Origin of the sequence: Clostridium sp. AF32-12BH (assembly GCF_003477935.1) — a bacterium.
In the GTDB taxonomy this organism is placed as follows: Bacteria; Bacillota; Clostridia; order Lachnospirales; family Lachnospiraceae; genus Brotaphodocola.
Genome location: NZ_QUEH01000003.1, coordinates 66,871 through 93,862, shown reverse-complemented (window position 1 = coordinate 93,862; position 26,992 = coordinate 66,871). Strand labels below are relative to the sequence as shown.

The following is a 26,992-nucleotide window of genomic DNA, read 5'->3' as shown; positions in this document are numbered from 1 at the left end:
TAGCAGAAAGTCATGGTTTTGGCAAGTGAAATTTTACATTTTTTGAGAAAATATTTTTTTATTTGTTCGATTTTCTGTTTTCGAGAAAACTCGTCATGGACAGCGGGAAAGATATATGGTATGATTAATTAGTTAAATCATGCCCTTTTTTATCCGGGCATTCAGAAAAATCATGTTGCCGGGCACGTATGTGTGAACAGCAACCATAAATTCAGATAGATATGGAGGGGTTTCTATGAAAGGACGCATCAATAACAAACTGGGCGAGATTCAGATTAGCTCCGATGTGATCGCCATGTATGCAGGCATGACGGCGGTAGAGTGTTTTGGTATTGTTGGTATGGCAGCTGTCAGCATGAAAGACGGTCTGGTTAAGTTGTTAAAGCGTGAGAGTCTGACTCACGGAATTACCGTAGAGGTGAAGGACAACCATATTTCCATCGATTTCCATGTGATCGTGGCTTATGGTGTCAGCATCTGCGCAGTATCTGACAATCTGATCGCAAGCGTAAAATACAAAGTAGAAGAATTCACCGGCATGGAAGTTGACAAGATCAACATTTATGTAGAAGGTGTACGAGTTATCGATTAAGGAGGACCTGACGGTGAGTGTAAAGGTAATTGACGCCCGTCTGATGCAGAAGGCATTTTTAGCCGGAGCAAAGGGATTAGAAGCAAAAAAAGAGTGGATCAACGAGTTAAACGTATTTCCGGTACCGGACGGCGACACCGGAACCAACATGACCATGACGATCATGTCCGCTGCAAGGGAAGTGGCAGCTGTACAGGAGCCGACCATGGATTCCCTGGCAAAAGCGATTTCTTCCGGTTCCCTGCGTGGTGCGAGAGGAAACTCTGGTGTTATCTTATCCCAGCTGTTCCGTGGATTTACCAAAGAGATCAAAGGAAAAGATGTAGTCGATGTAAAAACACTGGCCCAGGCATTTGTCCATGCAACGGAGACTGCCTATAAGGCAGTTATGAAGCCGAAAGAGGGTACCATCCTTACGGTGGCCAAGGGCATGGCAGATAAGGCTGTGGAAGTAGCAGAAGAGACAGAAGATGTTCTGGAATTTGGTGAGAAGGTTATCGAGCATGGTGACTATGTACTCAGCCAGACTCCGGAGATGCTTCCGGTCTTGAAGCAGGCTGGTGTGGTAGATTCCGGCGGACAGGGTCTGATGCAAGTATTGAAGGGCGCATTTGATGGTCTGAGCGGCAAAGAGGTCGATATCACCGTTCCGGGCGCAAAGGCAGCTGTGAACGTGCAGACAGAAGCGAAAGGCGCAGCAGCAACCGATATCGATACCGCACACATTAAGTATGGCTATTGTACGGAGTTTATCATCAATCTGGAAAAACATTACGACGAAAACAGCGAGCATGAGTTCAAGGCATATCTGGAATCCATTGGCGACTCCATCGTAGTCGTTTCTGACGATGATATCGTAAAGGTTCACGTTCACACGAACGATCCGGGTCTTGCAATCCAGAAAGCACTGACCTTTGGTTCCCTTTCCCGCATGAAGATCGACAACATGCGCGAAGAGCACCAGGAGCGTGTCATTCAGGATGCTGAGCGCAAGGCAGCAGAGCAGAAAGCGGAGGAAGAACAGAAAGAGACTGCAAAAGCTGAGCCGAGAAAACCGTATGGTTTCATTGCCGTATCCGTAGGCGAGGGTCTGGGCGAGATCTTTAAGGGCATTGGTGCAGATTACCTGATCGAGGGCGGTCAGACCATGAACCCGAGCACCGAGGACATGGTGAATGCCATCGAGCATGTAAATGCTGACACGGTTTATATTCTGCCGAATAACAAGAATATCATTCTGGCTGCAGAACAGGCAAAATATCTGGTAGCGGACAAGCAGATCATTGTGGTTCCGTCCAAGACGGTTCCGCAGGGAATCACGGCCCTCATCAACTTCATCCCGGACCAGACTCCGGAAGAAAATCTGGAGACCATGGTAGAGGAGATGGGGCGTGTGAAGACCGGTCAGATCACCTACGCCGTACGCAATACCGTGATCGATGACATGGAGATCCACGAGGGTGATATCATGGGAATCGGTGATCATGGCATGCTGGCAGTTGGTACCGATCTGGAGAAGACGACCGAGGATACTTTAAAGGCGATGCTGGATGAGGATTCTGAGCTGGTTACCGTTTACTATGGAAGTGATGTCACTGCAGAGGACGCAGAGGCTCTGATCGAAAAACTTCAGGCAAGCTGCCCGGATGTGGAGATTGAGCTTCAGGAGGGCGGTCAGCCGATCTATTATTATCTGATTTCCGTTGAGTAGTCAGAACAGGAACAACGCACAGCCGGAAGGAAAATCTAGGGTGTAAAGCGAATCTATAAGGGGAGTTGTCTTTGCGGATAACTCTCCTTTTATTTCAGAAATTAGGATCACAGAATGAGGAGAAGTGAACCATGAATCAGCAGCCGATTACAAGTCTGAAAGGAATCGGAGAAAAAACAGCAAAATTATTTTCCAAACTGGGTGTGGAAACAGTAGAAGAACTTTTGCATGACTATCCGCGTGCCTATGATGCCTATGAAGAGCCGGTTCCGATCGGAAACCTCCGGGAAAAAGGCGTGTTTGCGGTATCTGGGCAGCTGATGAAAACACCATCCGTGCGCCGCTTTAAAAATATTCAGGTCATCATTACGGATGTGCGGGATATGACGGGAACCCTGCAGTTGACCTGGTATAACATGGCGTATCTGCACAATGTCCTGCAGATGGGGCAGATTCTGGTATTTCGTGGCCGTGTGGTCAAAAAAAACGGGCGGCTGACCATGGAACAGCCGGAAGTATTCACACCGGAGCAGTACCGGGGCGTCATGCATTCCATGCAGCCGGTGTATGGACAGACAAAAGGGCTGGGCAATAAGGCAATCACCCGTGCGGTGCAGCAGGCTCTTTTGCAGCGGCAGATGGAGCGTGAGTATCTTCCGGAAGAACTTCGCAGCCGCTATGAACTGGCGGAATATAATTATGCCATTGAGCATATTCATTTTCCGGCAGATAAAAAAGAATTGCTGCATGCCAGAAAGCGCCTGGTGTTTGATGAGTTTTTGTTCTTCCTGCTTTCGGTGCGCCGGTTAAAGGAAAAGCGTCAGGATCTAAAGAGCCGTTATATCATCCCAAAATCACCGGAGGTTGACCGCCTTCTGGCAGCCTTGCCTTATGAACTGACCGGTGCCCAGAAAAAAGTGCTGGAAGAAGTGCGGAAGGATCTGGAGAGCGGTCTGGTCATGAACCGACTGGTCCAGGGTGACGTGGGATCTGGAAAGACCATTGTGGCGGTGCTGGCATTATTAGAGACTGCCATGAACGGATGCCAGGGAGCCATGATGGCACCGACTGAGGTGCTGGCAAAGCAGCATTACGAATCAGTCACGGAACTGTTTGAAATGTATGGCATTGGGAAACAGGTGGTTCTGGTCACCGGGTCCATGACGGCAAAGGAAAAACGTCTGGCCTACGAGAAAATTGCGTCTCATGAGGCGGATATCATCGTGGGGACCCATGCACTGATCCAGGAGAAAGTTCATTACGACCGTCTTGCCCTGGTCATTACCGACGAGCAGCACCGGTTTGGTGTGGGCCAGCGGGAAGCTTTGGGAAACAAGGGGAGTGAAACGGACCCGGAGCTGACACCTCATGTACTGGTCATGAGTGCGACCCCGATTCCACGGACACTTGCCATCATTCTTTATGGAGATCTGGACATTTCCATCATCGATGAGATGCCTGCGGAGCGTCTGCCCATCAAAAACTGTGTGGTAGATACCGGCTACCGGGACAAGGCTTACAAGTTTATTGCCCGCGAGGTGGCAGCCGGACGCCAGGCGTATGTGATCTGTCCGATGGTAGAGGAGAGCGAACTGATCGAGGCGGAAAATGTACTAGATTACACAAAAATTTTGCGGGAAAAGCTTCCGGCTGGCATTACCGTAGAGTATCTGCACGGCAAAATGAAAGGCAAAGAAAAGAATCAGATCATGGAGCGGTTTGCGTCTGGTGAGATTCAGGTGCTGGTTTCCACCACGGTTGTGGAGGTCGGTGTGAACGTGCCAAACGCAACGGTCATGATGATTGAAAATGCGGAACGTTTTGGACTGGCACAGCTTCACCAGCTGCGCGGACGCGTGGGCCGGGGCGCCCACCAGTCTTACTGTATCATGGTCAACTGCTCGGACCAGGACGGAACGCAGGAACGCCTGGATATTTTAAACCGCTCCAACGACGGCTTTTATATCGCTTCCGAGGATCTAAAGCTGCGCGGTCCCGGCGATTTTTTTGGCGTGCGTCAGAGCGGTGACATGGAATTTAAAATTGCGGATATCTTTACGGATGCAAATTTATTAAAAACCGTATCCGAAGAAGTAAATCGTATCCTGAAACAGGATCCAAATCTGGAGAGCGAAGAATATCAGCCACTGAAAGAACGGTTGGATATTTATCTGAGTAAGAGCTACGACAAACTAAATCTATAGCGTAGCCAGTAGCGTAGACTGTTGCAGGCTGGTCCCCGTCGGACTGTATTGTCAGAAAAAAGTAGTTGACAAATCTGAATTCGCGCATTATGATAAGTAGCAACAAAGACAAACCGATGAGAAAGAGGAGTAAGCACTTCGCTGATATCACAGAGAGCTGCAGGCGGTGGGATTGCAGTATGGAAGGGATTGCTGAATGGACTTTCGAGGGCAGATCTGAAACCGGGAAAACACGAAAACATTCGTAGCCATGGGAGTAGGAACTGACGGAAACCGCAACCGTTACCTGGCGGCGTATATGTTAGTATACGGGTGAGTGGGTGCAAACCAATTTGAGTGGTACCGCGGATTAAGTGATTCGTCTCAAATACAGAATGAAATCTGTATTTGGGACTTTTTTATTTTCCGGAAAGTGCGTCCTATGAAACTTTCAGGAAATACGATCCGGGAAAACACTTAGCAGGAACAGGCATCCGGCCTAAGGGTTGTCCTTGTAAAAAACAATGAAAAACCAGAACAGGCAAGGAGGATTTGATTATGAAAAAAAGTGTGAAAGTTATGGCAGCAGCAATGGCAGCAATGATGGCACTGGCAGGATGCGGCAGCAAGACCGCTGAGACAACTGCAGCAGATACCAAGGCAGCAGAAACCACGACACAGGCAGCAGAGGAAAGCAGTGCGGATGCAGCAGAGGCACCGGAAGTTGCAGAGGGTGAGTATACCGTAGGTATCGGACAGTTCGCGGAGCATGGTTCCCTGGATAACTGCCGCACCGGCTTTTTACAGGGCCTTGCAGATGAGGGAATCGTAGAGGGCAAGAACCTGACCGTCCTGTATGAAAACGCACAGGCAGACGGCGGAACCGCAAGCCAGATCATGAACAACTTTATTTCCAAGAAAGCCGATCTGATCTGTGCCATTGCAACCCCGATCGCGCAGAGTGCATACAGCGCAGCAAAAGATGCAGACATCCCGGTTATCTATACCGCAGTAACGGATCCGGTACTGGCAGAGCTTGCCAATGCAGATGGAACCCCGGTTGGTGAGATCACCGGTACCAGCGATAAACTTCCGGTAGAGAGCCAGTTAAAGATGATCCGCACCATGCTTCCGGATGCAAAGACCATCGGTATCATGTACAGCACCAGCGAGATCAATTCCGTTTCCGCAATTGAGGAATACAAGAAAGCAGCTCCGGAGTATGGCTTTGAGATCGTAGAGAGCGGCATTTCTTCCACGGCAGACATTCCGCTGGCAGCAGATGCACTGGTTGAGAAGGTTGACTGCATCAACAACTTAACCGATAACACCGTAGTCAGCTCCCTTCCGGTCATCCTGGATAAGGCTGCAAAGAAGAACATCCCGGTATTCGGAAGCGAGATCGAGCAGGTTAAGATTGGCTGTCTGGCAGCCGTCGGACTGGATTACGTCAGCCTTGGCGAGCAGACCGGCAAGATGGCAGCAAAGGTATTAAAGGGCGAGAAGAAAGCAAGCGAGATGAACTTTGAAGTCATTGAAGAGGCTGCTTTCTACGGCAACAACAAGGTGGCTGAAAACCTTGGCATCACCATTCCGGCAGAGCTTTCTGATAATGCGGCAGCACTGTTCGATGAAATCACAACAAACTAGGATGCAGAACATAACGGGGCAGACTCATCATCACACAAAGCAGGGCTGCCCCGTCCTGTGCGTTTAGAAATTCGGAGGAAACACATGTCTATCATCATTGGCGTCATTGAGGAGGGTCTGATCTACGCGATCATGGCACTCGGCTTATACATTACTTATAAAATCCTGGATTTTCCGGATCTGTCTGTGGACGGAACTTTCCCGATGGGAGCGGCTGTCACAGCGATGCTGATCCTAAAGGGCGTGCATCCGGTGCTTACACTTTTGATCAGCTTTGCGGCAGGACTCTTAGCCGGATGCATCACCGGCCTGATCCATGTAAAGCTGAAGGTGCGGGATCTTCTCTCAGGCATCATTATGATGACGGCACTGTATTCCATCAACTTAAGGATCGCGGGAAAGGCAAACCTGCCGATCTTCAGCAAGGAAACGATTTTTGAAAATGCATTTCTGGAAGCGGTTGTTTCGAAAGCCCTGGATCCGTATCTGGTCTGCATTATCCTGTTTGTGATCGTTCTGGTCTGCAAGGTTTTACTGGATCTGTTTTTAAAAACCCGCGCCGGGTATCTGCTCCGGGCGGTCGGCGATAATGAGGTGCTGGTTACTTCTCTTGCGAAAGATAAGGGAATGGTCAAGATTCTTGGCCTGGCCCTTGCAAATGGCTTTGTTGCCCTGGCTGGTTGTGTATACTGCCAGCAGAAAGGCTTTTTTGAGGTCAGCACCGGTACCGGAACCATGGTCATCGGCCTGGCGAGTGTGATCATCGGTACGAAGTTGCTGAAGCGCTTCCGTAGCGTGCAAGCAACGACGGCAGTTATTTTCGGTTCTATCGTGTACAAAGCCTGCGTATCCCTGGCAATCGCCCTGGGCATGGCAGCGTCGGATTTAAAGTTGATCACGGCAGTTCTGTTTTTGATCATTCTGGTTGCGAGCAACCGGAAAGAAAGGAAGGTAAAGGCACATGCTTGAGTTAAGCCATATCCACAAATACTATAACGCGGGCACGGTCAACGAGATGTGCCTTTTCCATGATTTTTCCCTCTCCATCGAGGATGGACAGTTTGTGTCGGTGGTGGGTTCCAATGGATCCGGCAAGACTTCCATGCTGAACCTGATCTGCGGCAGCATCCCATTGGATGATGGTCAGATCAGGATCGGCGGTCAGGACATCACCAATATGCCGGAGTTTAAGCGGCAGAGACGGATCGGCCGTGTGTACCAGAACCCGGCAATGGGAACCTGCCCGTCCATGACGATCCTGGAAAATATGGCACTGGCTGACAACAAGGGAAAACCGTTTAACTTACGCCCTGGCACGAACCGCCAGCGCATTGAATTTTACCGGGAACAGCTCCACATGCTGGGACTTGGCCTGGAAGATAAGATGGATGTGAAGGTCGGAGTGCTTTCCGGCGGCCAGCGTCAGGCTATGGCACTTTTAATGTCCACCATGACACCGATCGAGTTTCTGATTTTGGATGAGCACACGGCAGCGCTGGATCCGAAAACCGCAGACATCATTATGGAACTGACAGACAAGGTCGTAAAAGAAAAGCATCTGACAACCATCATGGTCACCCACAACCTGCGCTATGCGGTTGAGTACGGCAACCGCCTGCTGATGATGCATCAGGGCCATGTGATCATCGACAAGGCAGGAGAAGAAAAGAAACAGATTCAGATCGATCACATTCTGGAGAAGTTTAACGAGATCAGCATTGAATGCGGAAACTAACTGGATGTGTTGTGGAAGCTGCAATGTTGCGGTCCATGCGTTGCGTAAACGATCATAAATAATTGTTGGAAAATTTAGAATAGTTTTATAAACGGAATACACCTCTTTATGGTATACTGATACCAGTAGAAAGAGGTGTATTTTTATGAAATTAAAAACGCGTCTTGCCATTGCATTTGTCACGTTCAGTGTACTGCCTATTTTGTTTGTGGGGCTGATGCTGTCTGTGGGACGTCTGTTCATGGTTTACCGGATGGATCAGTTTGGTCCGGAGGTCAAGAGTATGATCGCCCAGCTTATGATCACAGCGGTACTCATGCTGATGTTTATCTGCGGTTCCCTGACAATCTGGGTTTACCGTTCTGTCCTGCGTCCGTTAAGTAAATTGCAGGAAGCGACCCGGAAAATCCGGGACGGCAATCTGGACTTTACCCTGGATATCGAGGAAGATGATGAAATTGGCGAGCTTTGCCAGGATTTTGAGGAGATGCGCATCCGGTTAAAGGAGAGTGCCGAGCAGAAAATCCAGTATGACAATGAAAATAAAGAGCTGATCAGTAACATTTCCCATGATCTGAAGACGCCGATCACGGCGATCAAGGGGTACGTGGAAGGCATTTTAGATGGTGTGGCATCGTCACCGGAAAAGCTGGACAAATACATCCGGACCATCTACAACAAGGCCAATGATATGGACCGTTTGATCGATGAGCTGACCTTTTATTCCAAGATCGATACCAATAAGATCCCGTACACCTTTTCCCGGATCAATGTAAATGGCTATTTTCGTGACTGCGCGGAAGAAGTCGGGCTGGATATGGAATCCCGGGGGATTGAGCTGGGATATTTCAACTATGTAAATGAAGACGTAGAGGTGATCGCGGATGCGGAGCAGATGAAGCGCGTCATCAATAACATCATCAGCAATTCGGTGAAATATTTAGATAAACCAAAGGGAATCATCAATATCCGCATCAAGGATGTGGGTGATTTTATCCAGGTTGAAATCGAAGATAATGGTAAGGGGATTGCGGCAAAGGATCTGCCGTATATTTTCGACCGGTTTTACCGCACGGATTCATCCCGGAATTCGTCCAAGGGTGGAAGCGGGATCGGACTTTCCATTGTCAAAAAGATCATTGAAGATCATGGCGGCCGCATCTGGGCGACCAGCAAAGAAGGAATCGGCACAGAGATGCATTTTGTGCTGAGAAAATATCAGGAGGTAATACAGAATGAGCAGCAGAATTCTGATCATTGAAGATGAAACCAGCATCGCAGAACTTGAGAAGGACTATCTGGAGTTAAGCGGATTTGAAGTAGAACTGGAGGAGCAGGGAGATGTAGGACTGGAGCGTGCCTTAAACGAAGATTTTGATCTTCTGATCCTGGATCTGATGCTTCCGGGCATGGACGGATTTGAAATCTGCAGACGGTTCCGCCAGGTGAAAAATACGCCGATTATCATGATTTCCGCAAAAAAAGACGACATCGACAAGATCCGTGGACTTGGACTTGGAGCCGATGATTACATGACCAAGCCATTTAGCCCGAGTGAGATGGTAGCGCGTGTAAAGGCGCATCTGGCCCGCTATGAGCGCCTGATCGGAAGTGGCAACCCGGGAAATGAGATTATTGAGATCCGTGGATTAAAGATCGATAAGACCGCCCGCAGAGTCTGGGTGAACGGAGAAGAGAAAAACTTTACTACAAAAGAATTTGATCTTTTAACCTTCCTTGCGCAGAATCCAAATCATGTATATACGAAGGAAGAGCTGTTCCGGGAAATCTGGGATATGGATTCCATCGGTGACATTGCTACGGTGACCGTGCACATTAAGAAGATCCGCGAGAAGATTGAGTTCAATACCGCAAAGCCGCAGTACATTGAGACGATCTGGGGCGTCGGGTATCGGTTTAAAGTATAAAAAGCGATATGTTATAACGATAGATCTATGGATTATGGATATAGAAGAAAAGCAGATATCGTTTTGGAAAAAAGGTATCTGAAAAAGAATGCAGAAGTACAGATGGAGGAAGAAACATGGGAATCCATGCGGGAATTTATATGGCTGCAGCCCTTTTGTCTGCGCCGGTTTTAACGGCAGGAAGTGGAGCAAACGCAGCAACAGGCACTATGCAGACTTCGGAAATGGCAGAACAGACTGATCATGAAGCAACGAAATTCGTGCAGGTAAGTTTTGACGCACCGGGCGGAAAAGAAAGCGGGGAGGCAGGAAATCAGATGGAAAATGAGACAGGTAGAAAAGCAGTGACCGTAGAAACTTCTGTTTCTGTGGGTGCGCAGGCAGCAGCTTCTGTCATGGCAGGAACAGCGGATGTATCCCGCTTCGTACTCCCGGAAGAAGCCCGGGTACTGGTCGTCGTGGAAGGAACCGGTGCTTCCAATTGCGATGTCTACGCATTTGAGCGGAGCAGCACAGCTGCGAACTGGGAAAAACGGGTGGAGACCACCGGTCATCTTGGCATGAACGGAATGAGCAATCACCGCCAGTCCGGCGATAAAACCACGCCGATCGGTGTGTTCAAAATGAACACGCCGTTTGGCCAGGCAAAGGCGGAAGCAGGCTTTCCGTCCGACTACATTCAGGTGGACACCTCCTATGTATGGGAAGACGATTCCAACCGTCTGATAAAAGGAAGCACGAAAGAGGGCGAACAGGTCGGAACCTCCGGTTATGCCGGATATTATGATTATGCCATTGACGCAGGCTTTAATCCAAATGGAATCAAAAACCATGGTTCCGCTTTGTTTTTACATTGCTCCGGAGAATTCAAGGATTCCACCTCAGGCTGTGTGGCCATTGACCGGGAACAGATGAAGCAGATCATGCAGCTTTATGGAAAATACGGCAGCGGCGCATCGTTCATTGCACAGGCACCAAAGGGAACGTTTGAGCAGATTTATAATACATACGGAGTGAATCAGGGGCTTTCACCGGAAGGGAACTTCTAGATTGCACGCGAAAAGAAAATTGACATTCCAATTTCCGTATGTTAGAATACAAAATTGTGCTGAAGAAGATTCAGAAACCATACTGAATCTTCTTTTTTTATGGAAATCGTATGCAAAAATCTGTCGGAGGCAGGTGGTTGCATGCCTGAGAACGCAGGATTCTCCCACAGGAATTGATCTGCGTGTTCCCCCCCCTGAAAACAGATTAGAATAGAATGAGGAAAATGAATGGAAACAGTAAAATTTGAAGAGTTACAGTTAGACGACCGCATCCTGCGTGCAGTGACCGATATGGGATTTGAGGAGGCTTCCCCGATTCAGGCAAAAGCCATCCCGGTAGAGATGGAAGGCCACGATATCATTGGACAGGCACAGACAGGAACCGGTAAGACAGCTGCGTTTGGTATCCCGCTTCTGCAGAAGATCGACCCGAAAAAGAAAAAACTGCAGGCGATCGCCCTTTGCCCGACCCGTGAGCTGGCTATCCAGGTGGCAGATGAGATCCGTAATCTTGCAAAATACATGCATGGAATCAAGATTCTTCCAATTTATGGAGGACAGGATATCGTGCGTCAGATCCGCGGTTTAAAGGACGGTACCCAGATCATCATCGGTACTCCGGGCCGTGTGATGGACCATATGCGCCGCAAGACCGTGAAATTTGACCAGGTACATACCGTTGTTCTGGATGAGGCAGATGAGATGCTGAACATGGGCTTCTTAGAGGACATGGAGACCATCTTAAGCCAGCTTCCGGAGGAGCGCCAGACGGTCATGTTTTCCGCTACCATGCCGGCAGCCATCCAGAAGATCGCGGAGAATTTCCAGAAGGATCCGCAGATTGTCAAGGTGGTAAAGAAAGAGCTTACCGTGCCGAAGGTAACCCAGTATTATTATGAAGTAAAACCGAAGACCAAAGTTGAGGTTATGTGCCGTCTGCTCGATATGTACGCTCCGAAGCTTTCCGTAGCATTCTGCAATACGAAGAAGCAGGTCGATGAGCTGGTGACTGAGCTGCAGGGACGTGGTTATTTTGCAGAGGGACTGCATGGAGACTTGAAGCAGGTACAGCGTGACCGTGTTATGAACAGCTTCCGCAACGGACGCACCGAGATCCTGGTTGCAACCGATGTGGCTGCCCGCGGTATCGATGTCGATGATGTTGAGGCGGTATTCAACTACGATATCCCGCAGGATGACGAGTACTATGTACATCGTATCGGACGTACCGGACGTGCAGGTCGCGAGGGTATCGCGTTTAACTTTGTGGTAGGCCGCGAGGTGTATAAGCTGCGCGATATCCAGCGTTACTGCAAGACCAAGATCATTCCGCAGGCAATCCCGTCTCTGGATGATATCACCGAGATCAAGGCAGAAAAGATCCTGGATCAGGCAAAGGAAGTCCTGACCGATATGGATTTAAGCCGTATTTCCCATATTCTGGAGAAAAAGCTGCTGGAGGAGGATTACACCTCGTTAGAGCTGGCTGCAGCACTGCTGCGTATGAACATGGGCGAAGAAAATGAAGACATCATTTTCGATAACCGTCCGGCAAGATCCTTAGATGATCTGGATTCCAGACGTGACCGCGGTGACCGTGGAAACGGACGCGGCAGAAGAGATGGTAAGGGCAAAGATGGAAGAAACAGCCGTGGCGGCAGAGGAAAGAATCAGGATGCCGATATGGCCCGTCTGTTTATCAACATTGGTAAGGATCAGAAAGTAAAACCGGGCGACATTCTGGGTGCCATTGCAGGCGAATCCGGTATTTCCGGACGTCTGGTAGGCAGCATCGATATGTATGATAAGTACACCTTTGTGGAAGTTCCGCAGGACTGCGCAGAGGAAGTGTTGGAGTGCATGAAGAATGCCCGCATCAAAGGAAAATCCATTCACATGGAACCGGCAAACGGCAGATAAAATTTCTGATATGGAATATAGAAACCGGATATTGACAAAGGCGCGTATGGAAAGTACGCGCCTTTTGTGGTAAAATATAACGAGCGCAAGAGAGCCAGGAACGTGCTTGCACGGTCATGGCGAACGGCGAGGCAAGCGAGTGACGTAAGTCACGAGAACGAGCGCAAGAGAGCCAGGAACGTGCTTGCACGGTCATGGCGAACGGCGAGGCAAGCGAGTGACGTAAGTCACGAGAACGAGCGCAAGAGAGCCAGGAACGTGCTTGCACGGTCATGGCGAACGGCGAGGCAAGCGAGTGACGTAAGTCACGAGAACGAGCGCAAGAGAGCCAGGAACGTGCTTGCACGGTCATGGCGAACGGCGAGGCAAGCGAGTGACGCAAGTCACGAGAACGACAGACAGGAGGAACGGACATGAAGCAGTTTGGATTTATCGGTATGGGCAACATGGGATACGCAATCTTAAAGGGACTTTTAAAGACAGTAGAGCCGGATCAACTTATCTTTTCCGCGCGGAACAAAGAGCATATGGAGCGTGTGTCTGCAGAAACGGGAGTTTCTTATGCAAAGGATAACGTAAGCTGCGCGAAAGAAAGTACCTGTCTGATCCTGGCGGTAAAACCGCAGCAGTTCGATCCTGTGATCGGCGAAATCCGCGATGTAGTCACTGAAAACCAGATCATCATTTCGATCGCACCGGGCATTTCTATTGCAAATCTCCAGGAGCGGTTTGGAAAAGCCTGCCGGATCGTTCGTGCCATGCCGAATACTCCGGCGTTGGTCGGGGAAGGCATGACGGGAGTCTGCTATGATAAAGCATTGTTTTCTGAAAAAGAGCAGCAGATGATTGAGACCCTGTTTACCTCTTTTGGGCGCATGACGGTTGTGGATGAAAAACTGATGGATGCTGTAGTCTGCGCCAGTGGCAGTTCTCCGGCTTATGTATACATGTTCATCGAGGCGCTGGCAGACAGTGCCGTAAAGTATGGGATCCCGCGTGCTGACGCATATAAACTGGTGGCGCAGACGGTGCTTGGCAGTGCAAAAATGGTTTTGGAGACCGGAGAACATCCGGGACTTTTGAAAGACAAGGTATGCTCACCGGGCGGAACGACCATTGCGGGTGTGGCAGCGCTGGAAGAATATGGTCTTCGAAATGCCCTGATGAAGGCAACGGATGCCTGCTATGCAAAGTGCAAGGGAATCCAGTAACCTGGAAGATCGGTGCAGATCGTGACACGGAACATAGAAAGATGACAGGAACCTGCTGAAAATGGCATGGAAAGGCTGAAAACAAAACTAGAAAAGAAAACAGGAAACAGAATCAGAAAAGACAATCAGATAACGAGAAGGAACGGAGGAAATCAGTATGAGCATGGATGAAAATAAGAGTCAGAATGCAGGACAGTCAAAAAATCAGGGAAAGATCGAACCAGTTATCCGTAAAGACCGCCAGCTGAAATATACCGGAACGATCTTAAAGATTTATGAGGATACGGTGATCGCGAACGGGCATGAAGCCCATTGGGATTTCATTCATCATGACGGGGCTGCTGCGGTAGTCGCAGTGGCAGATGACGGACAGCTTCTTATGGTTCGTCAGTACCGCAATGCGCTGGATCGGGAAACGCTGGAGATTCCGGCGGGCAAGCTGGATGCTCCGGATGAGCCAAAGATAGAGTGTGCTTACCGGGAACTGGAAGAAGAAACCGGATACCGCTGCGAAAACCTGGAATATCTGATGAGTTTGAATACAACGGTTGCGTTTTGCGATGAAGCAATCGATGTATTTGTAGCGCGAAACCTGATCCCGTCGAAACAGCATCTGGATGAGGATGAGGTGATCAATGTGGAACGCTGGAGTGTGGAAGATCTGCAGGAGCTTATTTATACAGGCAAGATGACGGATGCCAAAACTGTGGCAGCCATTATGGCGTATGCAGCAAAATATGGGAAGCAGGGAAAATAAGAATATTTGTAGCTGGGCACGCATGTGTGAACAGTAACGAATATTTTGTTCCCGTCTATGCATAGGTATAGAAAAAACAACGCAGCCCGGATGTTTCGAAGCAGATGGGCTGCATAGAAAAATGGTGGTGCCGCGGATGCGGACAGATCGTTCTGGAAGGATGTTTGCAGCGGCTGTGTTTTTTGGATGGCTGTTTGCTGTACTGTCATGCAATGGATTCTTTTATAAAAATATCATCAATTATGAGATACTATACAGGGGAATTACCGATTACTGGAGGCATGCGTCTATGCGCAACAGGACAGACCGGATTGTTCTGCTCCTGCTGCGTTTTCTGGAGATGACCGCTGTGTTTGCTGTTACCCAATGCCGTCATCGCAAAGCAGGAAGTCTGCTGCTTGCCGCGTTGTTCAGTTTTGCCGGTGGAATGAATTTTGTCATTTTCATCTGGAGCTGCGGATTGGCAGGAGGAATTTTGTTTCTGGTTTCCGGGTTTCCGCAGAATCTGGCATATCTGGTCTGCCTGTTTTTCCTTTTGTTCAGCGGATGGTCAGACCGGCCGGTGAAAAAAGACCGCCTGATCAGTATGACCGTGTTTTTGCTGGCTGTTGGAATCTGGATGGAACTTTATGTGAATCCTCTGCTGGTAAAATATCTGTAGGAGCCAGATGCCATTCCATTTGCAAATTGTTCAAAAAAAATACAAAGATTCGTTTACAACATGTTGAGATGAAAAAAATGCGTTCTCCAACATGTTGTATTTTTATGTTAATCTCATGAAAACAGGCAAAAATGTTGAAAATATGTGTTTGATTTTATAGGAAAATGCGGATATAATGATATTCATCATTTGGGGGAAATTGGGGTTTTAAGAACATGACGACAGAAATTGAGGCTTTTATCCATTATCTTGAGGATGTAAAACAGTCATCCAGAAATACGGTAGTATCTTACCAGAGAGACTTAAGACAGCTTAGGGAATATCTGGAACGGCAGGGAATCGAAGAACCATCCAGGGTGACGAAAACCAGCCTGAATTCCTATATTTCATACTTGCAGCGCAAGGGAAAGGCCACCACGACGATCTCCCGCATCCTTGCATCGACCAAGGCATTTTTCCATTATGAACTCATGGAAGGAAATATTCGCAGAGATCCGGCAGAACTCTTAAAGACACCCAAAATTGAAAAAAAAATTCCGGTGATCCTTTCGGTAGAAGAGGTAAACCGTTTGCTGGAGCAGCCGGAGGGATCGGGCGCAAAAGAAGTACGTGACAAGGCGATGCTGGAGCTTCTTTATGCAACGGGGATCCGGGTTTCTGAACTGATCGGCTTAAAACTCCAGGATGTGAATCTGTCTGTTGGATTCCTCACCTGCCGGGATGAGGAGAAGGAACGTGTGATTCCCTTTGACAGAAAGGTAAATCAGTATCTGCAGGCTTATCTTGACCGGGCAAGACCGGAACTTTTAAAGGGAAATGAGTCTTCCTGGCTTTTTACAAACTGTAGCGGAAAACAGATGTCCAGACAGGGATTTTGGAAAATTATAAAATATTATGGCGATAAGGCCGGTATTCAGGCAGATATCACCCCCCATACGCTGCGCCATTCTTTTGCTGCGCATTTGATCAGCAGCGGGGCAGATATCCAGGCGGTGCAGATCATGCTGGGGCATGCTGATCTGGCAACTACACTGGCTTATCAGAATTATATTCAGAAACAGCATTAAGCAATAATCAGTTACGGGCGCCGCGGATTGCGTGCGCCTGTTCTTGTTGCATTGCATATCGAGGAAGCGCCAGTGGCGCGTCTGCTGATTACATAGAAAGGAATCCTGATTTTATGGGAAAATCATTATATATCGCGGAAAAACCAAGTGTAGCCCAGCAGTTTGCGGATGCACTCAAGATTTCTGCGCGACGGTCGGACGGTTATATTGAGTCCGATACTGCGATTGTAACCTGGTGTGTGGGACATCTGGTTACAATGAGCTATCCGGAGGCTTATGACCCGGCGCTGAAACGGTGGAGTCTGCAGACACTGCCATTTTTGCCAAAGGAGTTTAAATATCAGGTGATCGATGGTGTGTCCAAACAGTTTTCAATCGTCAGCCGTCTGTTAAACCGGCCGGATGTGGATACCATTTATATCTGTACGGACTCTGGACGGGAAGGAGAGTACATTTACCGCCTGGTGGATCAGATGGCCGGTGTAAAGGGAAAAACCCGCAAACGCGTCTGGATCGATTCCCAGACAGAAGAGGAAATCCTGCGCGGCATTCGTGAGGCAAAGGATTGGAGCGAGTATGACAATCTGGCGGCTTCGGCGTATCTCCGTGCAAAGGAAGATTATCTGATGGGAATTAATTTTTCCCGCCTGCTGACGTTAAAGTATGGTCCGTCGATCTCTTCCTTTTTAAAGGCAGACCGGACGGTGCTTTCCGTCGGGCGTGTTATGACCTGTGTGCTTGGTATGGTGGTGCGCCGGGAACGGGAAATCCGGGACTTTGTCAAGACTCCATTTTACCGGGTGATCGGGACATTTTTGTCCCAGGATATGAAGTTTGATGCAGAGTGGAGAAGCGTGGATGGTTCCCGCTATTTTCAGTCTCCAAAGCTTTATAAGGAAAACGGATTCAAAAAGAGAGAGGATGCGGAATGCCTGATCGGTCAGTTGAAAGCAAACGATCCTCTTGTTGGCGTGTTAAGTAAAGTAGAGCGGAAGAAGGAGACCAAGAATCCGCCGCTTCTTTATAACCTGGCAGAGCTTCAGAACGACTGCTCCAAAATGTTTAAGATCAGTCCGGATGAGACGTTAAAGGTTGTGCAGGAGCTGTATGAGAAAAAACTGGTGACTTATCCGAGAACCGATGCCCGTGTCCTTTCTACCGCAGTGGCAAAGGAAATCACAAAAAACATCGGAGGACTGCGCAATTTTGAACCGGTAAAAGCCTTTGCCCAGGAAATTCTGGATCAGGGTTCTTATCAGGGAATTGCAAAGACACGTTATGTCAATGATAAACAGATCACAGACCATTATGCGATCGTGCCGACCGGACAGGGGTTTGGCGCTATGCGCAGCCTGTCTCCGTTGCCTCTGAAAATTTATGAAGTCATTGCGCGAAGATTTTTAAGTGTGTTTTATCCGGCGGCTGTTTACCAGAAATACGCGCTGGAGCTGACCTGCGGACAGGAACACTTTTTTACCAGCTTCCGGGTACTTACGGAACCAGGGTATTTGAAAGTGGCTGAGGTGGCAAAGCGGAAGAAGGCAGACGATACCTCTATATCGTCTGGTCAGAGTCCGGAAGGGGAAGGCGATGACAAAGAGGAATCCGAAACCAACAAAAAAGATCTGGAGAATCCGGCATTCATTGCTATGCTGGCATCCTTAAAGAAGGGGATGACACTCCCGGTAGAAGGATTTGCCATCAAGGAGGGAGAAACATCCCCGCCCAAGCGTTATTCTTCCGGATCCATGATTCTGGCGATGGAAAATGCAGGTCAGCTCATCGAAGATGAAGACCTCCGGGCGCAGATTAAGGGAAGCGGTATCGGCACCAGTGCGACCCGTGCGGAAATCCTGAAGAAACTGGTCAATATCAAATATCTGACTCTGAATGGGAAAACCCAGATCATTACCCCTACGCTTCTTGGCGAGCTGGTTTTTGATGTGGTAAGTGCATCCATTCGCCAGTTGTTAAATCCGGAACTGACGGCTAGCTGGGAAAAAGGTCTGACTTATGTGGCAGAAGGCTCGATTACGCCGGATGAATATATGGAAAAACTGGAACGCTTTGTGGCTGGCCGGACATACGGCGTGCTGCGTTTAAATAACCAGTATCAGCTGCGGGAATACTTTGAAGCAGCCGGGCAGAATTACAAAAAGAAGTAAAAAACGGAATTTTCCGTTCAGAAAATTTCTGTCTGCATGCAGGAACAAACAATCATCTTCCCTTACGGGGACAGGTGAAGATATATTAATAAAGAAAAGAGGAAATGATCATGAAAAAAGAAGAAATGAAGATCCGCGATCTGTATAGCCTGGAGAACACAATGGCAAGCGAATTGCTGGAACAGTTCACGTATCCATGGGAAGCTCTGGCGCATATTGGTGATTTTGTGGAACGTCTGGGCGCAACGCTGCCGAAAGAAGAGTATGCAAATCCGGCAGAGGGAATCTGGATCCACAAATCCGCTCACATTGCACCGACTGCAGGAATCATCGCTCCGACTATCATCGGACCGGAGGCAGAAGTACGTCACTGTGCATTTATCCGCGGTAAAGTTATTGTTGGTAAGGGTGCAGTCGTAGGAAACTCTACCGAGCTGAAAAATGTCATCCTGTTTGACGGTGTACAGGTACCGCATTACAATTACGTAGGGGATTCTATTTTAGGATATAAGGCGCATATGGGTGCCGGCTCCATTACCTCCAATGTCCGCTCTGACAAAGCTCTGGTGAAAGTACATGCCGAGGACGGTGACATCGAGACCGGTTTGAAGAAATTTGGTGCAATGATCGGTGACCATGTTGAGATCGGCTGCGGTTCCGTTCTGAATCCTGGAACCGTGATCGGAAAGAACAGCAGCGTTTACCCGCTTTCCAGCGTACGTATTGCAGTTGACGCAGATTCCATCTACAAACAGCAGGGTGAAGTTGCGAAAAGACAGTAAATAACAATATAAGTATATGACAAGGGCCGTGCGAGTTGCCGAAAGGCAACTCACACGGCCCTATTAAAGTGAATCAAATGGTTATTTGGTTCCGAAAATCCGGTCTCCGGCATCGCCGAGACCCGGGCAGATGTACGCGTTTTCATTTAAGCAGCGGTCTAAGTGTCCAACATAGATCTGAATATCCGGATGCGCTTCATGCAGGCGTTTTAATCCTTCCGGAGCTGCAATGACCGCCATGAATTTGATGTGTTTTCCTCCGTGTTGTTTGATGAAATCGACAGCAGCAACAGCGGAACCGCCGGTTGCCAGCATCGGGTCAGTGACAACGATCGTTCTCTGGTCGATCGGGGTTGGAAGCTTGCAGTAATATTCGTGAGGCTCGTGGGTTTCCTCGTCGCGGTAAAGACCGATGTGTCCGACTTTCGCGCTTGGAACCAGTGCCAGAATGCCGTTTACCATACCGAGACCGGCGCGGAGAATCGGGACAATTGCCAGTTTCTTTCCGGCAATCATAGGAGTCATGCAGGTTTCAATCGGTGTTTCGACTTCGACCTCTTCAGTAGGAAGATCGCGCAAGGCTTCGTAGCCCATGAGCATGGCAATTTCCTCAATAAGGGCGCGGAATTCGTTGGTTCCGGTGTTTTTATTCCGCAGAATTGAAATTTTGTGCTGGATCAGCGGGTGGGTAAAGATGGTTACGTTTTCCATAAGATAAAATCCTCGTCTTTCTTTTATTTATTTTCCGGGGTGTAAACCGCCAGAATATAATCTCCGATTGCATGGGCAACTGGAAGGGAGACATAGACAGAACCTTCAAACTCGTAACTGAAACATTCCGGGAATGTGCCGCTGTATGGGAAATCTGCATGCTGGAACAGATCGGTATAATAGGCCTGATCCATGGATGCAAGGAATTCTTTTGCGGCAGCTGCTATTTCAGCGTCTGCTTCCGGAAACGTACAGTCATCGGACAGAACGTAGGCAGCCAGAGTAGACGGATCGACCAGCTGGGACAGACCGATATCGGCGCCGGAAGACAGATTTACGGTATTGGTGTAGAATACGGCGGTTGGGTGCATACTGTCCGGACCTGCGCAGTCGCCTTCATAGCGGACCGTGATCCGGTTTTTGGTTGCGGAGAGAATTTTGCAGGTGATCGTTACGGTATCTTTGGTTTCATCGATTTCATAGGCTTTCAGGATGGAAAGCGCATTTTCTTTTAAGTGTGCGTTGATCTCTGCGTTTACCGAGGAGTCAGAAATGACCGGATATTGAATGGAGACATTTCCGTTCTGGTAGGTTTCTGTTTTGACTGACAGGGAAGAAGCTGTGGCCGAACCACCAGCCGAAGTTCCCTGGGACTGACCGGCGGCATGTTCGATTGCCGGTTCAATGGTGATTTCCTGTGCTGTTTGATTTTCACTGCTGTTCTCTTCGGAAGCAGTGGTGGCTGCAGGAGCAGTCTGTACGGTGGATTCTGCCGCCTGACTGCCTGACAGATCGATTTTATCGTGTTTCTTTTTACACCCGGTAGCCAGGCAAGCAGTGCCAAGAGCCAGAAGGGTGATGGTCATGGTGTATTTTAATTTCTTTGGTATCATAAGTCCTCCATTTTAGAAATGGATTCGCAGTCGTCGTGCGAGTCCTGTTTTTGTTTTATAGCAGAATGTACAGCAGACCGGACATTCTTCCATTCATTATAACGCAAAGTGGAGCGGAAATACAGGAGAAAAAAAGAAATAAGAATATTGTAAGAAGACGACAGGAAAATCAGCAGAAGAATTGCTGGCAGGTCTGGATATAAAAAGAAATAAAAAAGAAAGAGCCCTGAACAACTGAAAATCAACTGTTCAAAGCTCTTTGCCCCTGCCAAGGATGCCGGCAGCCGGACTCGAACCGGCACGAGGTCGCCCCCGTCAGATTTTGAGTCTGATGCGTCTGCCATTCCGCCACGCCGGCTTACTTACGCAAAAAATATTGTAGCATAAGTGCCGGAGCTTTGCAAGGGATTTTTAAAAATTTGTTGTTATTGGATATACAATTTAAATAAATAGCAATGCTTTCGCAGCTTTCCGATTAAAATAAATGTTCGAAACGTTTCATGGCTTCGATGGTGTTTTCATGATTGTTGAATGAAGTGAGGCGGAAGTAATGTTTGCCGTTTTCGCCAAAGCCTGCACCCGGGGTTCCGACTACCTGTGCATTTTCCAATAAGTAGTCAAAAAACTGCCAGGATTCCATACCATCCGGGCATTCAAACCAGATGTATGGGGAATGGATACCGCCAAAGAAACGGATATTTTTACGCTTTAAGGTATCTGCGATAATGAGTGCATTTTCCTGGTAATAGGCGATGTTTTCGCGGCACTGTGCCATGCCTTCTTCCGTGAAGACGGCAGCGGCGCCTTTCTGGATGATATAGGAGGTACCGTTAAATTTTGTGGACTGTCTGCGGTTCCACATAGCATGCAGGGACATCTCTTTTCCATTGGAAGCCGGGAAGACCAGTTCTCTCGGGACTACGGTGTAGCCGCAGCGGGTTCCGGTAAAGCCTGCAGTCTTGGACAGGGAGCAGAACTCAATCGCGCATTTTTTTGCACCTTCGATCGCATAGATGCTGCGTGGCAGCTCCGGGTCGGAGATGAATGCCTCGTATGCAGAGTCAAAGAGGATGACAGCGTTGTTAGCCAGGGCATAATCTACCCATTTCTTTAACTGTTCCTTATTGTATACAGCGCCGGTTGGGTTATTCGGGGAGCAGAGGTAGATGATATCTGCATGGACAGCCGGATCTGGCATTGGGAGAAAGTTGTTTTCTGCATTGCCGGATAAATAGGTAACTTTTTTTCCGTTCATGATGTTGGAATCCACGTAAACCGGGTAGACCGGATCCGGAATCAGAATCACGTTGTCGTTGTCAAACAATTCGGAAATGTTTCCGGTATCACTCTTGGCACCATCGGAAATGAAGATGTCAGCGGCATCGACAGAAACACCGTTACGGGCATAGTAAGCAGAAATCGCATCGCGCAGAAATTCGTAGCCCTGCTCCGGACCATAGCCTTTAAAGGTTTTGGCGGAAGCCATGGCATCGACTCCTTCATGAAGCCCTTTGATGGCAAGACTTCCAAGCGGAAGCGTAACATCGCCGATACCAAGGCGGATGATCTTTTTGTCTGGATGTGCTGCCTCGTAAGCAGCGACACGGTGAGCGATTTCCGCGAAGAGATAGCTTTCTTTTAAGTCCTGATAATGTTCATTTAATTTAGGCATGTGGGAACCTTCCTTTCGTATGACCGGCTGTATGTGGGGCATGCTCCTGCACGGCAATACGAAATTAGCAGCGGCAAACCGGTCTTCATAATGAAAGTAATTTTAACAAAGAATAAAAATCAAGTCAATCGGACGGAAAATAAATAGAGGAAGAAATTGAAAAATTAAGCGGAGTATTGTATGATGGTATGTATTCACAGGAACGAAAGTGAAGAAAATATGGTGGAATGCGGAAACAATGCATGAAATAGTATGGACTGGCGAAAACGTGCAGAACACCCAAAGGAAGAACAACAAAAACGATGGCAGGAGGTGACAGAATGTATTCATGCAGGGAAGCAGAAAAAATGGTCATGCCTTATATCAACCATCAGCTCGACGAGACGCAGCTGGAGCAGTTTTTGAAGCATGTAAAAAGTTGTCCGGCCTGCCGGGAAGAACTGGAAATCTATTATACGGTTTCCGTAGGCTTAAAGCAGCTGGATGAGGGAACCGGGGTTTACGACATTCCGGGTCTGCTGGAAGAAAGCATGGAGAATGCCTGGATTACAGTACGTACCGCGCGCTTGAGAAAGGTGATCTGTTATGCGGCGAATACGCTGAATGCAGCTTCTGTCCTGGTCATTTTACTGATGCAGCTTCGAATCTGGATTCAGCACTGAATTCGTTCTATATAAGGGAAAGGAAAAATCCATGGGAAAACTGGTTTTAATAGACGGGCACAGCATTTTAAACCGTGCGTTTTATGGTGTGCCGGAGCTGACAAATTCTGAGGGACTTCATACCAATGCGGTGTATGGGTTCCTCAATATTATGTTTAAGATACTGGAAGAGGAAAAAGCGGACCATCTCGCAGTGGCTTTTGACTTAAAAGAGCCGACCTTCCGCCACAAGATGTATGCAGATTACAAGGGCACCAGAAAGCCGATGCCGGAGGAATTAAGAGAACAGGTTCCGCTGATGAAAGAGGTACTGACGGCAATGGGAGTTCCGATTCTGACCATGGCCGGTTATGAGGCCGACGATATCCTGGGAACTGTGGCAAAGCGCTGCCAGGCAGAAGGTGAGGAGGTTTCCGTGGTATCAGGAGACCGTGATCTCTTACAGCTGGCCGATGCGCATATCAAGATCCGGATTCCGAAGACCAGCCGCGGTACCACGGAGATTCATGACTATTATCCGGAAGATGTAAAACGGGAGTATCAGGTAACCCCGATTGAATTTATCGATGTCAAAGCGCTTATGGGTGATACTTCCGACAATATCCCGGGTGTACCTTCAATCGGAGAAAAGACCGCCACGAATCTGATCGTGGCATATGGAAGCATTGAGAATGCGTACGCACATTTGGAAGAAGTAAAGCCGCCGCGTGCAAAAAAAGCACTGGAAGAGCATTTTGACATGGCGGTCATGAGCAAAAAACTGGCAGAGATCTGCATCACCTGCCCAATTGCCTTTGATTATGAGGATGCAAAACTGGAAAATCTGTATACGCCGGAAGCATACCAGTATATGAAGCGTCTGGAGTTTAAGTCTATTCTGGCGCGGTTCGATGTGCAGGAGATGGAAGGCAATTCGGTCGAAGAGCATTTCTGGAGTATAGAAGATCTATCCGGGGCAGAGCAGATTTTTGAAAAAGCTTTGACTGCAAAACAGGTGGGATGCCAGCTGATCCTTTCCGAAAGCGGAGTAGCAGGTCTTGCCATCTGCACGGGTGAGGAGGAGATCTATACCATTCCGGCAGCTGGCTTTTTAACCGGGAATTATCTGTGTGATCATGTGGAAACATTGATCGTAAACCGGGATCCGTCTTTGGAACCGGTAGCTGTGCTGGATTTAAAATCCCAGCTTCCGTATCTGAATCTGGATTATGGCAGTGCGGTTGTGGACATGGGTGTGGCAGGCTACTTATTAAATCCGTTAAAAGATACGTATGAGTACGATGATCTTGCGAGAGATTACCTTGGCATGACGGTGCCGTCCAGGGCAGACCTGCTTGGAAAGAAAACACTGGCAGCAGCGCTTGGGGAAGAACTGCCGGAGGCAGTGATCTGTGGCTGCTATATGGCTTATGTGGCATACAAAGCGTCCGGTGTTTTGCGGGACCGTCTGGAACAGGAGGGCATGTTAAAACTCTACCGGGAGATGGAGATGCCGCTGATCTACAGTCTGTATCATATGGAACAGGCCGGAGTCCGCGTGGACAAGGAACAGCTAAAGCAATACGGCGAGCAGCTGGAAGGGAAAATTGCCACGCTGGAGCAGGAAGTATATGAACTGGCCGGGGAGAAATTTAATATCAATTCCCCAAAACAGCTCGGGGAAATTCTTTTTGAGCGCATGCAGCTGCCGCATGGCAAGAAGACAAAAACCGGATATTCCACAGCGGCAGATGTGCTGGAAAAGCTGGCACCGGATTACCCGGTGGTACAGAAAATCCTGGAATACCGTCAGCTCACCAAGCTGAATTCGACTTATGCGCAGGGGCTGGCTGGTTTTATCCGGGAAGACGGCCGGATCCACGGGAAGTTTAATCAGACAATCACTGCAACGGGACGCATCAGCAGCACCGAGCCGAACCTTCAGAACATCCCGGTCCGTATGGAACTTGGACGTGCCATCCGCAAAGTATTTGTGCCGGAAGATGGATATGTGTTCGTGGATGCCGATTATTCCCAGATCGAACTTCGCATTCTGGCGCACATGTCGGGCGATGAACGTCTGATCAACGCCTACCGCGATGCCCAGGACATCCATGCCATCACGGCTTCCGAAGTATTCCATACACCGCTTGCTGAGGTAACGCCGCTTCAGCGCCGCAACGCGAAAGCAGTAAACTTTGGCATTGTATATGGAATCAGTGCATTCGGATTGAGCGAAGATTTAAGCATCAGCCGGAAAGAGGCGCTGGAATATATCAACAAGTATTTTGAGACGTATCCGGGCGTGAAAACATTTCTGGATGACCAGGTCAAACTTGGCAAAGAACAGGGATATGTCACCACCATGTATGGAAGAAAACGACCAATCCCGGAACTGAAATCCGGCAATTTCATGCAGCGTTCCTTTGGGGAGCGTGTTGCCATGAATTCCCCAATCCAGGGAACTGCCGCGGATATCATGAAACTGGCGATGATCGCGGTAGACCGGGAACTTCGGGAGAAGCATCTGCGTTCCCGCATTGTCCTGCAGGTCCACGATGAGCTTCTGGTAGAAGCCCATCAGGAAGAAGTGGAGCAGGTGGTACAGATTTTGACGGATAAAATGAAACATGCCGCGGACCTGAAGGTTTCCCTTGAGGTAGAAGCTCATGAAGGAAATAACTGGCTGGATGCAAAATAACGGGCAGTCTGGATCAGATGGCGGATACCGGCATTCTGCGGCTGACTGGTATTCCAGATCAGGTAAGTCTGAATCTGGGGCAGATCCGAAACCGGAATTTTTACAATGTCAGAATCCTCTTTTAAAACATGGTCGAATAAAAAAGAGCCTGCCGTTTTAAGACTAATTAGCTGGCGGATTGCTGCCAGCTGGTTTGTGTGGAGCAGTACATCGGGCGTTATTTGTTTTTTGGAAAACATTTTGTATAAAAACGTCGTGAGAAAAGAATCTTCTGCCAGCAGTGCAAGCGGAATTCCGGTGGTATCTGCCAGGGTTAGCGACGCCCGGTCCCTTAACGGATGGGTGGAAGAAAGATAAAGACAGATATGGACCGGAAGCAGTGGGCAGCTTCCATAAACAGAGGAAGGCGGCGAATCGGATGCAATGATCGCAGCATCGAGCATGCCATCCAAAACCATGGATTTGTTGGTTACAGAACCATTTTCAACCATCTGAATCCGGGCATCCGGGTACGCCTGATGGAACGATTGAACTAAAGCAGGAAAAAGCAGGATGGAAAGCATGGGGGAAACTCCGAGCCGGATATCCTGCTTTTTTGTACCCATTGCCATCATTTTTTCAGAAAAAAGGTCAGCGTGTTCCATCAGTGCAGCAGCTCCTTTTCGAAAAATTTCCCCTTCTTCGGTCAGAATCAGACCGCGGCTCTGGCGATGAAACAAGGTGATGCCGAATTCCTGCTCCAGGGATTTCATGGCAGCCGTGAGGCTGGGCTGGGAAACATGGAGTTTGCCGGCAGCCCGGGATATATTGCTGTATTCACATATGGTTAAAAAGTATTTCAGCTGAAGAAGTTTCATGGCAATTCTCCTTTTGATCATAACAAAAGTATAGTATACCGCGGTGGTGATTGCAAGATATGAAAAGATAAGATATAGAAAAAAACTATATCATGCAAAGATAAGG

At 48.5% G+C, this 26,992-nt stretch carries 21 protein-coding genes, 1 tRNA gene, 1 pseudogene and 1 other annotated feature; of the genes and pseudogenes, 18 read left to right on the top strand and 5 right to left on the bottom strand.

The features are described from left to right. Positions 1-235: 235 nt before the first annotated feature. The 16 genes and pseudogenes from DWZ40_RS03590 to DWZ40_RS03510 all read left to right on the top strand — a co-directional run bounded on the left by DWZ40_RS03590 (position 236) and on the right by DWZ40_RS03510 (position 19,411). Positions 236-592 (top strand): Asp23/Gls24 family envelope stress response protein, encoded by a 357-nt coding sequence (locus DWZ40_RS03590; protein ID WP_118540859.1) that lies wholly within the window; start codon positions 236-238, stop codon positions 590-592. 13 nt (positions 593-605) lie between these two features. Then, on the top strand, positions 606-2,303 hold the full coding sequence (locus DWZ40_RS03585) for a DAK2 domain-containing protein (RefSeq protein ID WP_118540857.1): 1,698 nt from the start codon (positions 606-608) through the stop codon (positions 2,301-2,303). Between the two features lie 131 nt (positions 2,304-2,434). Then, on the top strand, positions 2,435-4,507 hold the full coding sequence (gene recG / locus DWZ40_RS03580) for an ATP-dependent DNA helicase RecG (RefSeq protein ID WP_118540855.1): 2,073 nt from the start codon (positions 2,435-2,437) through the stop codon (positions 4,505-4,507). A 107-nt stretch (positions 4,508-4,614) separates the two neighbouring features. Then, positions 4,615-4,876 (top strand) — a binding site (T-box leader). Between the two features lie 168 nt (positions 4,877-5,044). Continuing rightward, complete coding sequence (locus DWZ40_RS03575; protein ID WP_118540853.1) at positions 5,045-6,136, top strand: ABC transporter substrate-binding protein; 1,092 nt, start codon at positions 5,045-5,047, stop codon at positions 6,134-6,136. An 84-nt stretch (positions 6,137-6,220) separates the two neighbouring features. Next, entirely contained in the window at positions 6,221-7,105 is an 885-nt protein-coding gene (locus DWZ40_RS03570; RefSeq protein ID WP_118540851.1) for an ABC transporter permease, read from the top strand. Next, entirely contained in the window at positions 7,098-7,871 is a 774-nt protein-coding gene (locus DWZ40_RS03565) for an ATP-binding cassette domain-containing protein (RefSeq protein ID WP_118540849.1), read from the top strand. Before DWZ40_RS03570 ends, DWZ40_RS03565 begins: the two co-directional genes overlap by 8 nt. Positions 7,872-8,109: 238 nt before the next feature. Beyond that, a pseudogene (locus DWZ40_RS03560) lies at positions 8,110-9,132 on the top strand (HAMP domain-containing sensor histidine kinase); the annotation flags it as partial. Next, complete coding sequence (locus tag DWZ40_RS03555) at positions 9,107-9,799, top strand: response regulator transcription factor (protein ID WP_118540845.1); 693 nt, start codon at positions 9,107-9,109, stop codon at positions 9,797-9,799. The pseudogene DWZ40_RS03560 and the gene DWZ40_RS03555, both read left to right, overlap by 26 nt. A gap of 116 nt (positions 9,800-9,915) precedes the next feature. Beyond that, the gene (locus DWZ40_RS03550; RefSeq protein WP_118540843.1) at positions 9,916-10,848 is read left to right on the top strand and encodes a L,D-transpeptidase family protein; all 933 of its coding nucleotides are present in this window, start codon (positions 9,916-9,918) and stop codon (positions 10,846-10,848) included. Between the two features lie 228 nt (positions 10,849-11,076). Continuing rightward, positions 11,077-12,768: a DEAD/DEAH box helicase gene (locus DWZ40_RS03545; protein ID WP_118540841.1), complete on the top strand. Its 1,692-nt coding sequence runs from the start codon at positions 11,077-11,079 to the stop codon at positions 12,766-12,768. Between the two features lie 413 nt (positions 12,769-13,181). Next, positions 13,182-13,979: a pyrroline-5-carboxylate reductase gene (proC, locus tag DWZ40_RS03535; RefSeq protein WP_118540837.1), complete on the top strand. Its 798-nt coding sequence runs from the start codon at positions 13,182-13,184 to the stop codon at positions 13,977-13,979. Between the two features lie 163 nt (positions 13,980-14,142). Beyond that, positions 14,143-14,736 (top strand): NUDIX hydrolase, encoded by a 594-nt coding sequence (locus DWZ40_RS03530; RefSeq protein WP_243035198.1) that lies wholly within the window; start codon positions 14,143-14,145, stop codon positions 14,734-14,736. 289 nt (positions 14,737-15,025) lie between these two features. Then, a complete protein-coding gene (locus DWZ40_RS03525; protein ID WP_147354128.1) occupies positions 15,026-15,397 on the top strand; it encodes a hypothetical protein in 372 nt (123 codons plus the stop codon). 215 nt (positions 15,398-15,612) lie between these two features. After that, positions 15,613-16,464: a site-specific tyrosine recombinase/integron integrase gene (gene xerA, locus DWZ40_RS03520; protein WP_118540831.1), complete on the top strand. Its 852-nt coding sequence runs from the start codon at positions 15,613-15,615 to the stop codon at positions 16,462-16,464. Positions 16,465-16,577: 113 nt separating this feature from the next. Continuing rightward, positions 16,578-18,629, top strand: coding sequence for a DNA topoisomerase (locus tag DWZ40_RS03515; protein WP_118540829.1), 2,052 nt, complete (start codon positions 16,578-16,580; stop codon positions 18,627-18,629). Positions 18,630-18,739: 110 nt separating this feature from the next. After that, entirely contained in the window at positions 18,740-19,411 is a 672-nt protein-coding gene (locus DWZ40_RS03510) for a UDP-N-acetylglucosamine pyrophosphorylase (RefSeq protein ID WP_118540827.1), read from the top strand. An 81-nt stretch (positions 19,412-19,492) separates the two neighbouring features. On the opposite strand, the gene upp is transcribed toward DWZ40_RS03510, so the two are convergent. The 4 genes from upp to DWZ40_RS03485 all read right to left on the bottom strand — a co-directional run bounded on the left by upp (position 19,493) and on the right by DWZ40_RS03485 (position 22,687). Further along, positions 19,493-20,122: a uracil phosphoribosyltransferase gene (gene upp / locus DWZ40_RS03505; RefSeq protein WP_118540825.1), complete on the bottom strand. Its 630-nt coding sequence runs from the start codon at positions 20,120-20,122 to the stop codon at positions 19,493-19,495. Positions 20,123-20,145: 23 nt separating this feature from the next. Next, entirely contained in the window at positions 20,146-21,015 is an 870-nt protein-coding gene (locus DWZ40_RS03500; protein ID WP_118540823.1) for a hypothetical protein, read from the bottom strand. Between the two features lie 275 nt (positions 21,016-21,290). Next, positions 21,291-21,373, bottom strand: a tRNA-Leu gene (locus tag DWZ40_RS03490). 117 nt (positions 21,374-21,490) lie between these two features. Further along, complete coding sequence (locus tag DWZ40_RS03485) at positions 21,491-22,687, bottom strand: LL-diaminopimelate aminotransferase (protein WP_118540819.1); 1,197 nt, start codon at positions 22,685-22,687, stop codon at positions 21,491-21,493. A gap of 320 nt (positions 22,688-23,007) precedes the next feature. Between DWZ40_RS03485 and DWZ40_RS03480 the strand changes: the two genes are divergently transcribed. Continuing rightward, on the top strand, positions 23,008-23,349 hold the full coding sequence (locus DWZ40_RS03480; protein WP_118540817.1) for a zf-HC2 domain-containing protein: 342 nt from the start codon (positions 23,008-23,010) through the stop codon (positions 23,347-23,349). A gap of 31 nt (positions 23,350-23,380) precedes the next feature. Beyond that, positions 23,381-26,029: a DNA polymerase I gene (gene polA / locus DWZ40_RS03475; RefSeq protein WP_118540815.1), complete on the top strand. Its 2,649-nt coding sequence runs from the start codon at positions 23,381-23,383 to the stop codon at positions 26,027-26,029. Here the strand turns inward: polA and DWZ40_RS03470 are convergent. After that, positions 25,996-26,886, bottom strand: a complete 891-nt coding sequence (locus DWZ40_RS03470; RefSeq protein WP_182431608.1) for a LysR family transcriptional regulator — start codon at positions 26,884-26,886, stop codon at positions 25,996-25,998. The two genes, polA and DWZ40_RS03470, sit on opposite strands and share 34 nt — an antisense overlap. Positions 26,887-26,992 lie beyond the last annotated feature (106 nt).

Coding starts and splice junctions, on each gene's coding strand:
- DWZ40_RS03590 (WP_118540859.1), top strand. CDS start 236: ATGAAAGGACGCATCAATAACAAACTGGGCGAGATTCAGATTAGCTCC.
- recG (WP_118540855.1), top strand. CDS start 2,435: ATGAATCAGCAGCCGATTACAAGTCTGAAAGGAATCGGAGAAAAAACA.
- DWZ40_RS03575 (WP_118540853.1), top strand. CDS start 5,045: ATGAAAAAAAGTGTGAAAGTTATGGCAGCAGCAATGGCAGCAATGATG.
- DWZ40_RS03570 (WP_118540851.1), top strand. CDS start 6,221: ATGTCTATCATCATTGGCGTCATTGAGGAGGGTCTGATCTACGCGATC.
- DWZ40_RS03565 (WP_118540849.1), top strand. CDS start 7,098: ATGCTTGAGTTAAGCCATATCCACAAATACTATAACGCGGGCACGGTC.
- DWZ40_RS03555 (WP_118540845.1), top strand. CDS start 9,107: ATGAGCAGCAGAATTCTGATCATTGAAGATGAAACCAGCATCGCAGAA.
- DWZ40_RS03550 (WP_118540843.1), top strand. CDS start 9,916: ATGGGAATCCATGCGGGAATTTATATGGCTGCAGCCCTTTTGTCTGCG.
- DWZ40_RS03545 (WP_118540841.1), top strand. CDS start 11,077: ATGGAAACAGTAAAATTTGAAGAGTTACAGTTAGACGACCGCATCCTG.
- proC (WP_118540837.1), top strand. CDS start 13,182: ATGAAGCAGTTTGGATTTATCGGTATGGGCAACATGGGATACGCAATC.
- DWZ40_RS03530 (WP_243035198.1), top strand. CDS start 14,143: ATGGATGAAAATAAGAGTCAGAATGCAGGACAGTCAAAAAATCAGGGA.
- DWZ40_RS03525 (WP_147354128.1), top strand. CDS start 15,026: ATGCGCAACAGGACAGACCGGATTGTTCTGCTCCTGCTGCGTTTTCTG.
- xerA (WP_118540831.1), top strand. CDS start 15,613: ATGACGACAGAAATTGAGGCTTTTATCCATTATCTTGAGGATGTAAAA.
- DWZ40_RS03515 (WP_118540829.1), top strand. CDS start 16,578: ATGGGAAAATCATTATATATCGCGGAAAAACCAAGTGTAGCCCAGCAG.
- DWZ40_RS03510 (WP_118540827.1), top strand. CDS start 18,740: ATGAAAAAAGAAGAAATGAAGATCCGCGATCTGTATAGCCTGGAGAAC.
- upp (WP_118540825.1), bottom strand. CDS start 20,122: ATGGAAAACGTAACCATCTTTACCCACCCGCTGATCCAGCACAAAATT.
- DWZ40_RS03500 (WP_118540823.1), bottom strand. CDS start 21,015: ATGATACCAAAGAAATTAAAATACACCATGACCATCACCCTTCTGGCT.
- DWZ40_RS03485 (WP_118540819.1), bottom strand. CDS start 22,687: ATGCCTAAATTAAATGAACATTATCAGGACTTAAAAGAAAGCTATCTC.
- DWZ40_RS03480 (WP_118540817.1), top strand. CDS start 23,008: ATGTATTCATGCAGGGAAGCAGAAAAAATGGTCATGCCTTATATCAAC.
- polA (WP_118540815.1), top strand. CDS start 23,381: ATGGGAAAACTGGTTTTAATAGACGGGCACAGCATTTTAAACCGTGCG.
- DWZ40_RS03470 (WP_182431608.1), bottom strand. CDS start 26,886: ATGAAACTTCTTCAGCTGAAATACTTTTTAACCATATGTGAATACAGC.